At 56.4% G+C, this 11935-nt stretch carries 18 protein-coding genes; 11 read left to right on the forward strand and 7 right to left on the reverse strand.

Annotation, left to right across the window (positions count from 1 at the left end):
• Positions 1-35: 35 nt before the first annotated feature.
• Complete coding sequence (locus tag D5269_RS03230; protein ID WP_120482618.1) at positions 36-560, reverse strand: hypothetical protein; 525 nt, start codon at positions 558-560, stop codon at positions 36-38.
• A 279-nt stretch (positions 561-839) separates the two neighbouring features.
• On the opposite strand from D5269_RS03230, the gene D5269_RS03235 reads away from it, so the two are divergent.
• The 3 genes from D5269_RS03235 (at position 840) to D5269_RS03245 (ending at position 2539) form a co-directional block, all read left to right on the forward strand.
• Complete coding sequence (locus tag D5269_RS03235) at positions 840-1664, forward strand: pentapeptide repeat-containing protein (protein WP_158604820.1); 825 nt, start codon at positions 840-842, stop codon at positions 1662-1664.
• Between the two features lie 267 nt (positions 1665-1931).
• A complete protein-coding gene (locus D5269_RS03240) occupies positions 1932-2288 on the forward strand; it encodes an arsenate reductase family protein (protein WP_016317450.1) in 357 nt (118 codons plus the stop codon).
• Positions 2285-2539: a GIY-YIG nuclease family protein gene (locus D5269_RS03245; RefSeq protein ID WP_016317449.1), complete on the forward strand. Its 255-nt coding sequence runs from the start codon at positions 2285-2287 to the stop codon at positions 2537-2539. Before D5269_RS03240 ends, D5269_RS03245 begins: the two co-directional genes overlap by 4 nt.
• 5 nt (positions 2540-2544) lie before the next feature.
• Here D5269_RS03245 and D5269_RS03250 read toward each other — a convergent pair whose 3' ends face one another.
• Positions 2545-2877, reverse strand: a complete 333-nt coding sequence (locus D5269_RS03250; RefSeq protein WP_120482614.1) for a helix-turn-helix domain-containing protein — start codon at positions 2875-2877, stop codon at positions 2545-2547.
• A 110-nt stretch (positions 2878-2987) separates the two neighbouring features.
• Here D5269_RS03250 and D5269_RS03255 point away from each other — a divergent pair, with 110 nt between their 5' ends.
• The 4 genes from D5269_RS03255 to D5269_RS03270 all read left to right on the forward strand — a co-directional run bounded on the left by D5269_RS03255 (position 2988) and on the right by D5269_RS03270 (position 6183).
• Entirely contained in the window at positions 2988-3533 is a 546-nt protein-coding gene (locus tag D5269_RS03255; protein ID WP_120482611.1) for a flavodoxin family protein, read from the forward strand.
• A 203-nt stretch (positions 3534-3736) separates the two neighbouring features.
• Entirely contained in the window at positions 3737-4504 is a 768-nt protein-coding gene (locus D5269_RS03260) for a TSUP family transporter (protein WP_243126572.1), read from the forward strand.
• Complete coding sequence (locus D5269_RS03265) at positions 4505-4846, forward strand: ArsC/Spx/MgsR family protein (RefSeq protein ID WP_120482609.1); 342 nt, start codon at positions 4505-4507, stop codon at positions 4844-4846.
• A gap of 185 nt (positions 4847-5031) precedes the next feature.
• A complete protein-coding gene (locus tag D5269_RS03270; RefSeq protein ID WP_120482607.1) occupies positions 5032-6183 on the forward strand; it encodes an alanyl-tRNA editing protein in 1152 nt (383 codons plus the stop codon).
• Between the two features lie 138 nt (positions 6184-6321).
• On the opposite strand, the gene D5269_RS03275 is transcribed toward D5269_RS03270, so the two are convergent.
• On the reverse strand, positions 6322-6510 hold the full coding sequence (locus tag D5269_RS03275) for a ferredoxin (protein ID WP_016317443.1): 189 nt from the start codon (positions 6508-6510) through the stop codon (positions 6322-6324).
• Between the two features lie 87 nt (positions 6511-6597).
• Between D5269_RS03275 and D5269_RS03280 the strand changes: the two genes are divergently transcribed.
• Positions 6598-7239 carry a pentapeptide repeat-containing protein gene (locus D5269_RS03280; RefSeq protein WP_158604819.1) on the forward strand — a complete coding sequence of 214 codons (642 nt, stop codon included), beginning with the start codon at positions 6598-6600 and terminating at the stop codon, positions 7237-7239.
• A 191-nt stretch (positions 7240-7430) separates the two neighbouring features.
• On the opposite strand, the gene D5269_RS03285 is transcribed toward D5269_RS03280, so the two are convergent.
• The 3 genes from D5269_RS03285 to D5269_RS03295 form a co-directional block, all read right to left on the reverse strand.
• On the reverse strand, positions 7431-7799 hold the full coding sequence (locus D5269_RS03285) for a sporulation initiation factor Spo0A C-terminal domain-containing protein (RefSeq protein WP_120482603.1): 369 nt from the start codon (positions 7797-7799) through the stop codon (positions 7431-7433).
• A gap of 210 nt (positions 7800-8009) precedes the next feature.
• A complete protein-coding gene (locus D5269_RS03290) occupies positions 8010-8594 on the reverse strand; it encodes an ECF transporter S component (RefSeq protein WP_120482601.1) in 585 nt (194 codons plus the stop codon).
• 251 nt (positions 8595-8845) lie between these two features.
• Positions 8846-9601 (reverse strand): glycoside hydrolase family 25 protein, encoded by a 756-nt coding sequence (locus tag D5269_RS03295; RefSeq protein WP_120482599.1) that lies wholly within the window; start codon positions 9599-9601, stop codon positions 8846-8848.
• A gap of 127 nt (positions 9602-9728) precedes the next feature.
• Between D5269_RS03295 and D5269_RS03300 the strand changes: the two genes are divergently transcribed.
• The gene (locus D5269_RS03300; protein ID WP_016317437.1) at positions 9729-10433 is read left to right on the forward strand and encodes an alpha/beta hydrolase; all 705 of its coding nucleotides are present in this window, start codon (positions 9729-9731) and stop codon (positions 10431-10433) included.
• Between the two features lie 8 nt (positions 10434-10441).
• On the opposite strand, the gene D5269_RS03305 is transcribed toward D5269_RS03300, so the two are convergent.
• Entirely contained in the window at positions 10442-11161 is a 720-nt protein-coding gene (locus D5269_RS03305; RefSeq protein WP_347707284.1) for a class I SAM-dependent methyltransferase, read from the reverse strand.
• Here D5269_RS03305 and D5269_RS03310 point away from each other — a divergent pair.
• On the forward strand, positions 11077-11397 hold the full coding sequence (locus tag D5269_RS03310) for an MGMT family protein (protein WP_016317435.1): 321 nt from the start codon (positions 11077-11079) through the stop codon (positions 11395-11397). The two genes, D5269_RS03305 and D5269_RS03310, sit on opposite strands and share 85 nt — an antisense overlap.
• A 274-nt stretch (positions 11398-11671) precedes the next feature.
• Positions 11672-11836: a hypothetical protein gene (locus D5269_RS03315; RefSeq protein ID WP_016317434.1), complete on the forward strand. Its 165-nt coding sequence runs from the start codon at positions 11672-11674 to the stop codon at positions 11834-11836.
• Positions 11837-11935: the final 99 nt, after the last annotated feature.

Here is an 11935-nt window from a genome sequence, read left to right on the forward strand (position 1 = left end):
ATCTATATTTATTGAGATAGATGTTGTTTTAGCGTTTATTTGTAGATGGTTCCCCAAACAACTTTATCCCGCCCGGTGCCGTCGCTGAAGTAGATCTGCCAGGGAAGAGAACGGGAAAAATCAGAGGTAACAAAAGAGAAGGTTGCAGAAGAAGAGTTTGTAGGGACGGCGGTTGTTCCGACAGTGGAACCGTTCACTTTGAGCGTTGCAAGGTTTGCCCCCTGCGGATTCACGAGAATCTCCACCAACCAACCATCCGCGTTGTGTTTGGAGAAAACGGCCTTGGTTTCGCTGTCAATAGTCACATTGCATAATTGGTCATGCTCGGGATAAGCAAGACTAAATGCGCCCGGATAAGGGGTATTTTGTCTTTTATCCGCAGCATACACCTTGACCTGCTTGATGGCACACCGCCCCGGATAGCGCGGTTCGATCTGGCTGTCGGAAGCGTCCTCGCTGGCAGACACCACATTCGGCTCAACCGCCATTGCGGGGAGAGCGAAAACAAAAATCATGCTCATGACCAAAATGAAACGGAACATTTTTTTCAGGTTTTTCATTTTTTACACTCCTTCATTCTGTCAAATAGTGATAGATATTGCTATTTTAAAACGCTATAAAAATTGCTTTGAAAACACCTCTTTCTGCAACTCTGTTTTTATAATAATATATAATATATAATATCCCGATATGGCCGGAATGTCAACATCTTTATCTTGCTTTTTGCGCAATATTTTTGTCAGATATTTTTAAAAATATCCATAATGTTTTATTGACGGTGTAGTGTCAATATGCCGCAAAGTGTGCTATACTGGAAGCCGGCGAAAGGAGGTTTCGGGATGGCAAGACCGATGCTGCGGCGGGAGAATCCGCATCCCGAACAGATGCAGGCGTTCCGGATCTCCTGCGCGGACTGTTACGGCTACTGCTGTACTGCGCTCTGCTTCTTCAAGACTGACGGTTTCCCGATGGACAAGCCTGCGGAGACTCCCTGCCGCAATCTGGAGCCGGACTTCCGGTGCAGGGTGCATGACCAGCTTTCCGGCAGGGGATGGAAAGGCTGCCGCGCATATGACTGTCTGGGAGCGGGACAGGCTGCGGCGCGGCTCTACAGGAAGGACTGGCGAGAGGCCCCCGGGACAGCTTCTGAACAGTTTACGGTTTTTCTGACCCTCTGCCGCCTGCGTCAGATCGGCTGGCATCTGGTCGAGGCGCTTCAACTGCTCCCAGCCAAGCCGCTTTGGGCGGCGCTGGAGGCGCAGTTGGCGGAGAATCAGCGGCTGGCGGGACAGCCTGCCGGGGCGCTCATTGGGTTGGACCTGTCCGCTCACCAGGCGCGGGTGAATCCGCTGTTAAAACAGGCCGCCGCACTGACCATGCAGGCCGCAGGGGGCGGAAAACGGTGTGCCGACGGGATCGGGAAGCGGTTCAGGGGGGAGCTGAGTGGAATGGACTTCAGCCTTGCGCTGTTGATCGCTGCCAATTTTAGCGGGTGCACCTTTTACGGGAGCAATCTGCTCGGGGCAGACCTGCGGGAGGCTGACTTTTCGGATTCTGACCTGCGGGGAGCCTTTTTCCTGACACAGGGCCAGCTCAATGCCGCGAAAGGGAACCGGAATACACGGCTTCCAGAGGGGCTTTCCCACCCGTCCCACTGGGATTGACAGTGAACAGGGGTTGGGAATGGGTGCTTTTTCTCTTGCAAAAAGCACCCTCTTGCCGCCCTTCGGCGGCAATTCACCCGAAAAATGCGCTTCACAGGAGAAAGCGTTCCACGCTCATCTCGCGCTAAGAGCCCGCCTTCGGCGGGTTGCGCTCGAAACGCTTCGCTGCGGCTCGCAGTGCGGAGCGCGTCGGGGGCTCTGCCCCTCGGCCCCGCCGCCTTTAAAAAGGCGGGCGAAACTTTTTGTTTAGAGAATGGAGGAAAAGGGATGAAGCTGTTATTTTTATCCTATCCAAAATGCACGACCTGCCAGAAAGCCAAGCGCTGGCTGGACGAAAATGGGATTTCCTATGAGGAACGCCACATCAAGGAGCAGAATCCGTCGGCTGAGGAACTGCGGGACTGGCATCGGCAGAGCGGACTGCCGCTCAAACGGTTTTTCAATACGAGCGGCCTGCTCTACAAGGAACAGGGACTGAAGGAAAAGCTTCCTCTTATGGATGAGGCGGAGCAGTATGCCCTGCTTGCCACCAACGGGATGTTGGTCAAGCGCCCGCTGGTGGTCGGGGACGGGCTGGTGCTGGTGGGGTTCAAGCCTGCTGAATGGGAGCGGCTGAAAGGGTGAATTGTTGGGTTTATATCCTGCGGTGCGCTGATGGAACCCTCTACACCGGATGGACCTCCGATCTGCAAAAGCGCCTTCGGATGCATAACAGCGGTACGGCTTCCAAGTATACCAGGTCACGCCTGCCCGCAGAGATGGTTTACAGCGAGCCTTGCACAGAGCGCTCGGAGGCGCTCAGGCGGGAAGCGGCGATCAAACGGCTGTCCCGTACGGAAAAGCTCGCACTGATCCGCGGCGCTTTCCGGGGATAAGCGCGCTACTTTCGGTTTTGCTCCCCCCAGATACATAACTGGTCCAGAACCGACATTAGCGATTTCCCCCGATTGGTGAGGGAGTATTCCACCTTGGGCGGGATTTGCGGATACTCTTTGCGCTGAATCAGGTCGTCCGCTTCCAGTTCCTTGAGGTTCATGCTGAGCGTCTTGTCCGAGATGGTTTTCAGATAGCGGCGCAGCTCATTGAAACGCACCGGCTCAAATTCCATCAGGCAATAGAGAATGACCATCTTGTGCTTGCCGCTGATCAGTGACAGCGTATAACTGAATCCGGTATCCTCGAAGTTAGCGTTTGCAATATAGTTTTTAATCATACCAGTTACACTTTCTTTTAAGACAGTACTTGATTTTTTTCGTGCTTGCGTTACAATGATAGCACAGTCGAAAAATACTGTCAATTCGATTGGGAAAGGGGTATTGGTTTATGGGCAGAAACATACTTGTGCTGAATGGCAGTCCCCGCATGAATGGCAATACGGCTGCTCTGGTAGAGCAGTTTACAAAGGGGGCCGAGCAGGCCGGGCACAGGGTTGTCCGTTATGATCTTCAGAGGATGCAGATTCATCCTTGTCTTGGCTGTTGCCAGGGAGGGAAGGACCCGCAGAGCCCATGCGTGCAGAAGGATGACATGCTGAAAATCTATCCTGACTACAGGGAGGCCGATCTGGTGGTACTGGCAAGTCCGCTTTACTACTGGACGGTCAGCGGTCAGCTCAAATGCGCGTTTGACCGGCTGTTCGCAGTCGCCGAGTGCAACGCGGATTACGAGAATCCCAAAAAGGAAAGCGTTCTGCTGATGGCTGCGGAGGGCAGCGGGTTTGAAGAGTCACTGTACTGGTATGATCGCCTGATGGACCATCTCGGCTGGACCGACCGGGGAAAGGTCCTCTGCGGCGGGGTATTCCAGGCAGGGGACATCAGGGGGAATTCCAAGCTGGAGGATGCTTATCAGCTAGGACTCCGTATTTAGAAGCAAACGTTTTACCCGGTTTTTTGCTCCTGCTTAAGAGCCGGCGTTTCACACGACGCGCGGGCAGGATGCGCCTTGCGGATCAGGGGGCAGCGCCTCCTCTCCGCAGGCCCCTCCCCGGTAAGCTGGGAAGGCTGTTCTTTTTTCATTTGCGTATCCACTGTTAAATCTTGTTTTGAGGAATGGAGCTGGAGATTGTGACAATGACACAGATGATCCTGCTGGTCTGCCCGATGATCTTTCTGGCAAGCTTTATCGACAGCATTGCGGGCGGCGGCGGTCTGATTAGTCTGCCGGTCTATATGATGACCGGACTGCCGATTCATACCGCATTTGGCTGCAACAAGTTTTCCGCCAGTATGGGCAGCATCATTTCGGCAGTCCGCTACCAGAAAAGCGGCAAGATCAAGTGGAAATCGGCGACGGTTTCAGCGGTTTTTTCGCTCTGCGGCGCTTCTATCGGCGCACAGATCAATCTGCGGCTCGACCCGCTCTTCCTGAAAAAACTGGTTCTGGTGATCCTGCCGATTGCGGCAGTGGTGGTGCTGTTCGGCAACCATCACCGGCAGAATATGCGTCTGCTGGAAGGGCGCCGGCTCTACCTGGGCTGCGGGATGGCCGGCCTGCTGATCGGCCTCTATGACGGGGTCATCGGCCCCGGGACCGGGACCTTTATGATCCTCGCATACACCTCGTTCATTGGATATGACTATGTAACTGCGAGCGGCAATGCCAAGGTTGCAAACCTTGCTTCCAATCTGGCGAGCCTGATTGTTTATCTGCTGCATGGGAATGTGCTGTTCCTGTTGGCGGTCCCTGCCGGAATCTGCGGTATTCTGGGCGGCTGGATCGGAAGCAGCCTCGCGATCAGCAAAGGGACCAAATTCATTAAGGTGATCGTGGTGCTGGTGCTGATCGGGGTATTTGGCAAGCTGATCTGGGATGTTGTTTCGGCTGCGGGGGTGGTTTAAATGAACATTCAAATTTTTGGGAAGGGCAAATGCTTCGATACCAAAAAGGCGGAGCGATGGTTCAAGGAGCGGCGGATCCCCTACCAAAAGATCGACCTTGGGCGGATCGGGATGAGCAAGGGGGAACTGGAGTCGGTCAAGCGGTCGGTCGGCGGGTTGAAGCCGCTGATTGATCCAGCGTCCAAGGATTACGACCGTTCCTTCGTGGCATATCTTGCTTCGGAAGAGAACATCGCGGACAAGCTGCTGGAATATCCGGGACTGCTCAAAACGCCGGTCGTCCGCAACGGCAAACAGGCGACGGTGGGTTACTGTCCCGAAGTCTGGGAGAGTTGGAAATAAGAACCTGTATTCATAATCAGGGGATACCGAATGGGCGAGGGATTTTGTTGCCCTGCAAGGCGAAAAAACGCAGACAATACTTTGTGTATTGCAAGGTTTTTCAGCGCGGCAGGCCGGCAAAAGCTCCTGATCAGACGGTGTCGAATGGTTATGCATACGGGTTCTAACAATGCGAGGTGGCAGAGATGACTGAGAAATGGTATTACACCGACCCGTATCTGCGGCGGTTCACCGCGACGGTGACCGGATGTGAACCGGCCGGCACCGGCTGGCGGATCACTCTGGATCGTACAGCATTCTATCCCGAGGGCGGTGGCCAGCCGGGGGACAGCGGGCAGATCGGCGGGGTACGGGTGAGCGACACCCACGAAAAGGGCGGCGAGGTGTTCCATACGGCCGCCGGCCCGCTCGAGCCGGGCAGGAAGGTGGAGGCGGAGATCGACTGGGACCGCCGGTTCTCGCTGATGCAGAACCATAGCGGGGAGCATATCGTGTCCGGGATCATCCACCGGCTGTTCGGGCTGGATAATGTGGGGTTTCATATGGGGAGTGATGCGGTGACGATCGACCTGAGCGGGGAACTGGATGCGGAGCAGCTTGCACAGGTCGAACGGGAAGCGAACCATGCGGTCTGGGCGGATCGTGAAATCCAGATTGCATATCCCGACCCCGAAGCGCTGGCGCGGCTCGACTACCGCAGCAAAAAGGAACTGACCGGTGCGGTGCGGATCGTAACCGTCCCGGGAAGCGATGTCTGCGCCTGCTGCGGCACCCATGTCCGGCGCACAGGGGAGATCGGTGCGATCAAGCTGCTGACCTCCCAGCGCAGCAAGGGGGGCGTGCGGGTGTGGATGCTCTGCGGAGCGCGGGCGCTCGCCGACTATGCCGCGAAAAATACCGATCTCTATGCAATCTCCGGGCTGCTCTCGGCAAAGATTCACGAGACAGTCCCGGCGGTCGAACGGCTGCTCGCTGAAAACGCCCATCTGGAACAACGGGCGGCACAGTTGGAAAAACAGTTATTCGCCATGAAAGCAGAGCGGTTTGCAGAGGGAACCGACCGGGCGGTCGTGTTCGAGGAGGGGCTGGATCATGCGGCGCTGCGGCGGTACTGTCAGGCGCTCTGCGCGCGCGCAGGGCTTGCGGCGGCTTTCTCCCCGGATGGGCAGGGCGGCTGGCGGTATGTGCTGGGCAGCACCAAACGGGACCCGCGCCCGCTCGGGAAGGCATTGAATCAGGCGTTTTCCGGGCGCGGGGGCGGGAACCGGGAGCTGGTGCAGGGGACCATTTTGGGCGGACAGCCCGAGATTGCCGCGTTCTGTGAGACGCTGGGATAAGGGCCGGCCCGTAGGGGGTTCTATGCAAAGGGGAAGCGTCCCCTGCCAGGGATAGGGCACAGGGTCCGGGGGCAAACGCTGAAAAACTGTATACACAACCCCCGTAGGATCGTTTGTGCATACAGTTTTTCATCAGCGTTATTCTACGGTGATGACCGAGACCGGGCATCCCTGCGCCGCACTGGACGCTTCATTTTCCATCTGGGGCGGGACCGGGCTGGCGTGGACCTCGGCGAGTCCGTCGTCCGCCATGCGAAAAACATCCGGGCAGGTTTCTGCGCAAAGTCCGCAGGAGATGCACCCGCTGCGGTCGATACTGGCTTCCATAAGTTGATTCCTCCAAAAACAAGATTTGCCATCGGCAGCTTTAGTATGGGCTGCCAGATGGGATTCTATACCGAAAGGGGTATCCGGATGAAATTGCAGCAGTCCCGTCTTCCCGAGCTGTTTGAGGAGGGCGGATCGTTTGCCGTTGAAGCACAGGCCAGTCTTGACAGTGAAGACAGGCTGGAAAACCGGCGGTTCACAGGGGACTTCCCCGGGACAGATGCGCGCGGCCTGGATCTGCGCGGCTGCCTGTTCGACGGGATGCGTCTTGCGGGCGGCAGGTTGGAAAAGGGGTTTTTCATGGATGTGGCCTTTCGCAGGTGCGACCTTTCAAACCTCGACCTTTCCGGCGGGACGTTCCGCAGGGTAACGTTCGAGGACTGCAAGATGGTCGGCGCCCTGCTGCCCGAAAGCTCGCTGACCGATGTCCGGTTTGCCGGCTGCGCCGCCCGCTATATCAACTGTTACGAGGCAGCGGTGCACCGGGTCCAGTTCATCGGATGCGACCTCACCGGAGCGGTCCTGCAGTCGGTCAGCGTTCGGGAGCTGGCCTTCTCCGAAAGCCGTTTGACCGGCGCGGAGCTATTCGGGACTCCGCTCGCCGGGGTCGATTTTACCACCAGTGAGATTGATGGAATTGTCGTCGCTCCCCAGAATCTGCGCGGCGCGGTTGTCACTGCTCCACAGGCCTGCGAACTGGCCCGGCTGCTGGGGGTTATTATCCGATAGCATCATCACAGCTTTGAGCGCCGCAAGCTGCGGGAGCTTCCCGAGAATCTCGCAGAGCAGGTCGGAAAGCGCGCGGAGCTGTGCGGCCTCTTGGGCGGCGGCCTCCCCCAGCCCGCGCTCGAGCGCATCTGCAGAGTGTTCGAGCAGGGGAAGCATCTGCAGCAAGGAGCGGTCGAGCCGGTTGAGCAGCGTCATCGGCTTTTCCCCCCTCTCTGGATCTTTTCCATATAGTCGGCAAGAATCCCGATGAAGATTTCGGGGGTGGGCTTCTGTTCGTAGCAGAGGCCGGAGATCGCTTTAATCCGGTTCTTCCCGTCGTGTTCCCAGCACACCGCGATCACCTTACGCAGGTTTTTCTGGACGCAGACGGTGCTGGTTCCGTGTCGCCGCGCAATCTCCGGATAGAGCAGCTTGGTCACCCGCAGAAGGCGGTCCTCATCCTCCATTGCAAGCTCGACCGCGGTGACCAGAAGGGGGTAGCCGTCGTAGGCTTTGGAGATGTGAAGGATGCGAAGCAGCTCTTTCAGGCTGTAAATGGGTTGCAAAGGCGTTTCCGTCATTGTAATACCTCCATGAGAACCAAGTTTCACTTACAGGTTATTACAAGTTTCGACAAATTTCGGATTAAAAGACCTTTTACGACCTTTTTGAAGATGAGAAAAATTATTAAAAAAACTATATATTTTGTATAAATACTGAATAAAAAAGAAAAAAAGAGACCCTTTGACAACCTTGCAGCGTCATAGGGTCTTTGTTGTATGGTTGTGTTTTCAGGTTTTTACAGGGTTCAGCCGTTCGCCCAACCCGGCCTGTACCAGTGCTTTCCGGCAGGCAGGTGCGATCAGAACCGATGCGGCCACAGCCAATACTGCATTGATCCCGGAGGTGACCATTTTGACCGAACAGGCGGCGACCGCGGCGTCGAACGCGCTGCCCTCGAGCACCAGCTCGGTGACCGCCTTAATCAGATAGAAAGAGGTCGAAAAACCCGAGCCTGCGATGGCAGCAACGAGATTGAGCCGGTTATCCTCGCCGGAATGCTCCCCCCAATGGGCAATCAGGCCGCAGAGAAACGCCATCAGGAAGAACCGTATGAAAGTCCACGGGGCGTCATAGACAAAGACCGGGTTGGTGAGGTCGTAGAGTGCGGAACCGATCCCTGCGGCAAGCCCTCCGCGAAGTCCGCCGAACAGTAAACCTGCGAGCAGACAGAAGATGTTCCCAATCTTAAACATTGTCGGGCCTGCCGGGGTTGGTATCTGGATTTTCAGGAATGCAGTGGTTACAAAAACCATTGCCCCCATCAGCCCAACCACGACAACATCATAGGTGGAAAATTTTGATTTGTGTTCCATAAAGCACCCTCCCTGTTCAATTTTTTAATATCAGTATACTGGATTTCAGATGCCGCAGCAAACCGGATGATGCAGCAGGAAAAGAGGGTTCGGATTGTTATAAAATCATAATTTATTGGCGCTTGTTGGCCTGGGATTTATAAAAAATAACGGTTCCGGAGAGGGGCAAACAAAAAGAAAAAGAATCAGCCGTAAAACTGCTGCATTTTACGGCTGAAAAGAAAGGCTATATTGTGCAGAAGGTAGAAAGATCAATCTTCTCCATAGGTCTCGATCAGTTGTTTGAGCTGTTCGATCAGCTTTTGGTTTTTCTCCCGCTCGGCCTCATAGAGCGCTTTGTAATCGTGGCCGTCCGCCGGCGGTTCCAGATGGTTATAGCCGCCCTCCCGGATCAGTTTGGGGTAATCCCGATAGGCAACATTGAGGTCGATCAGCCCGGTGACCCCGGGGATCGTTCCCGAGCCGCTGTACTGCCAGATACCCGCTTCTCCGGAGTAGGTGAGCTTGCTCGCGTACTGTGCAACCCAATGGTCGTATTCGGCCAATTCTTTGTCGTATACCTTGGTTTCAAACCAGTCCTTCGAAGCGTACATCATCGGGTAGTAACCGGCTTTGCGGATCTCCTGAAGGAACGCGATGCAGATATTGGTGCGCTCCCGGCGGGAGAGTGCGAGAATCTGCGGCTCATACTCCTGATCGAATGAAACCGGAAAGGTCAGCCGGTAAGGCTTGATTGCGTCGAGGCAGGTACGCGCTTCGATCCGCGCCTGATCGGTATTCAGCGCGTGGGAATACCAGTAGACACCGGTATCCAGTCCAGCGGCCTGCGCCTGTACGAGCTGGGGTACGAACGATTTGCTGATATATCCCTCGAATCCCCAGGTCCGCTGTATGCCATAGCCCACCCGGATCATTGCAAAGGTGCGCCCGCTCTGGCTAACCGCCGGAAAATCCACGATCCCGGTTCCGTTTTGATTGTTGGAGCTTGTGTCAATCCCCTGATACATGTGTCTCCATCTCCTCCATACGATCTCCCTCCATTCTACGGCATGGACCGGAAAAAGGTGCGGGAAAACCGGGCTTGCTTTTGGTGCGGAGAGGTGGTATGCTGAAACCCAGAGAGGGGAGATTTTGATGGCAACCGTCCGATATGACGGAGCGGACCTCTACTATGCATCCTGCGGGCAGGGGGAACCGCTTCTGCTCCTGCATGGGAATGGGGAGGACAGCAGTTACTTCTGCGGACAGATACCCAGTCTGAAAAAGCACTACCGGGTTATTGTGATGGATACCCGCGGGCATGGCAGGTCGGGCCGCGGAGAGGGGCAGCTCAATTTTACCCGGTTCGCCCGGGATGCGGCGGCAGTTCTGGATGCCCTCGGGCTGTCCTCCGCGCATGTCCTCGGCTATTCGGACGGCGGCAACACAGCGATCCGTCTCGCACTTGATGCCCCGGAGAGGGTGCGTTCGCTGATCCTCAACGGGGCGAACCTCGATCCGTCCGGGATCAAATGGACGGTACAGACCCCGATCGTGCTCGGCTACGGGCTTTGCAGGCTGATCGGCCTGTGTGACGCCGGCGCACGCGAAAAAGCCGGTATCCTCGGCCTGATGGTGCACCATCCGCACGTGAGACCGTCCGAACTATCGGCAATCCGTGTCCCCACGCTGGTGATCGCCGGGGAACATGATGCGGTGCGGCAGCGCCACACCGAACAGATTGCCGGGTCGATTCCCCATGCAAGGCTGCGGATTATCCCCGGCGGCTCCCATGCGGTCGCAGCCCAAAAGCCCGCCGCATTTAACCGGGAACTGTTGCAGTTTTTGCAGAGCCTGTGAGAACCTGTTCAGATTCCTTTCAGGATTGCGGCAAACAGAGGCGGATTGTTGGGGCGGTTGATAAAGTCGTGCAGCAGGACGGTACAGGATTTGCTGTCCAGGGTGGGCAGATAGCCGAGCAGGGCGTCCCGCTCTTCGAATCCGCTGTCCCTGCCGTAGTAGATGCAAAGGCTCATCACCCCGTCGGGGGTCAGCAGCCGCAAGCCCGCTTCAATCGCGGGGATGCTCGTTTCCGCATGGGTGAAGATGCTGTGATCCCCGGCGGGGAGCCACCCAAAGTTGAAGGTGATACACCGCACAGTGCCCGGCTGCGCGTACCGCTCCATATTCACATGGCTGTCGAGGTGGACCTGCGCAATCCGGTCGAGGCCGCGTTTCCGGAGCAGGGCATTGGTGCTGTCGACCGCCTCCTGCTGGATATCGAACGCGAGCACCCTGCCGGTTTCACCGGTCAGCCCGGCGAGATAGGCGGTGTCATAGCCGCGTCCGGCGGTTGCGTCGATGCAAAGGTCGCCGGGACGGACATGCTCGGCAAGGAATCGGTGGGAGAGTGAAAGGGCGTTAAAACGGTCGGTCATATGAAAACTCCTCACAGTTGTTTTGAAAGATACGGGATAGGCATTTATATTGCGGAGGGAAAGCCATGCGTTTTTACGATCAGGTCTATCAGATGGTGCGGCAGATTCCCAAAGGCAGGGTCGCTTCTTATGGGCAGATTGCGCTTTTATGCGGCAACCCGAAGGCGTCTCGTGCGGTTGGGTGGGCGCTGCATCTCAATCCCGAGCCGGGGGTGATCCCCTGCCATCGGGTGGTCAACGCTGCGGGGCGTCTTGCGCCGGGGTTCGCATTCGGCGGGCAGGACGAGCAGCGCAGGCTGTTGGAATCTGAGGGGGTTGCTGTCAGCCCGGAAGGGTTCGTAGAAATGAAGCGGTATGCGTGGTATGGGCCGGAAGCGGGCGGGTAATTCCCGGCACCCCCAAAATGCGCTTCACAGGAGAAAGCGCCCCGCGCTCATCTCGCGCTAAGAGCCCGCCTTCGGCGGGTTGCGCTCGAAACGCTTCGCTGCGGCTCGCAGTGCGGAGCGCGTCGGGGGCGCCGCCCCTCGACCCCGCCACCTTTGAAAAGGTGGACGAAACTTTTGGTTTGATCATGCATCTTTATTGTAGCTGTGATAGCCTGAAAACGCAACCGGAGGCGCAGAAAATATTTTTAGAAATTGAACGAACAGGAGGTCAAAGATGGAACCGATTTTTTACACTGTGAAGCAGATCAACGGGGATTATGCGGTGCTGCTCTCGGACAGCGGCGTGGAGAATACCGTGGCAATGGCGTTGCTCCCGCCCGAAACCGACGAAGGGATGCGGCTGCTGTGGGAAAATTTCACCTATAGCGTCACAGGATAGGGCCAAAAATATAGCGAATCTACGAAAAGTCCGGGAGAGACCGGGCTTTTCCTTGCATTTTCAGTGGATTGTGATAAAATGGAGTAAATATGTCTACAT

Origin of the sequence: Anaerotruncus sp. 1XD42-93 (genome assembly GCF_009917605.1) — a bacterium.
Classification (GTDB): domain Bacteria; phylum Bacillota; class Clostridia; order Oscillospirales; family Ruminococcaceae; genus Anaerotruncus.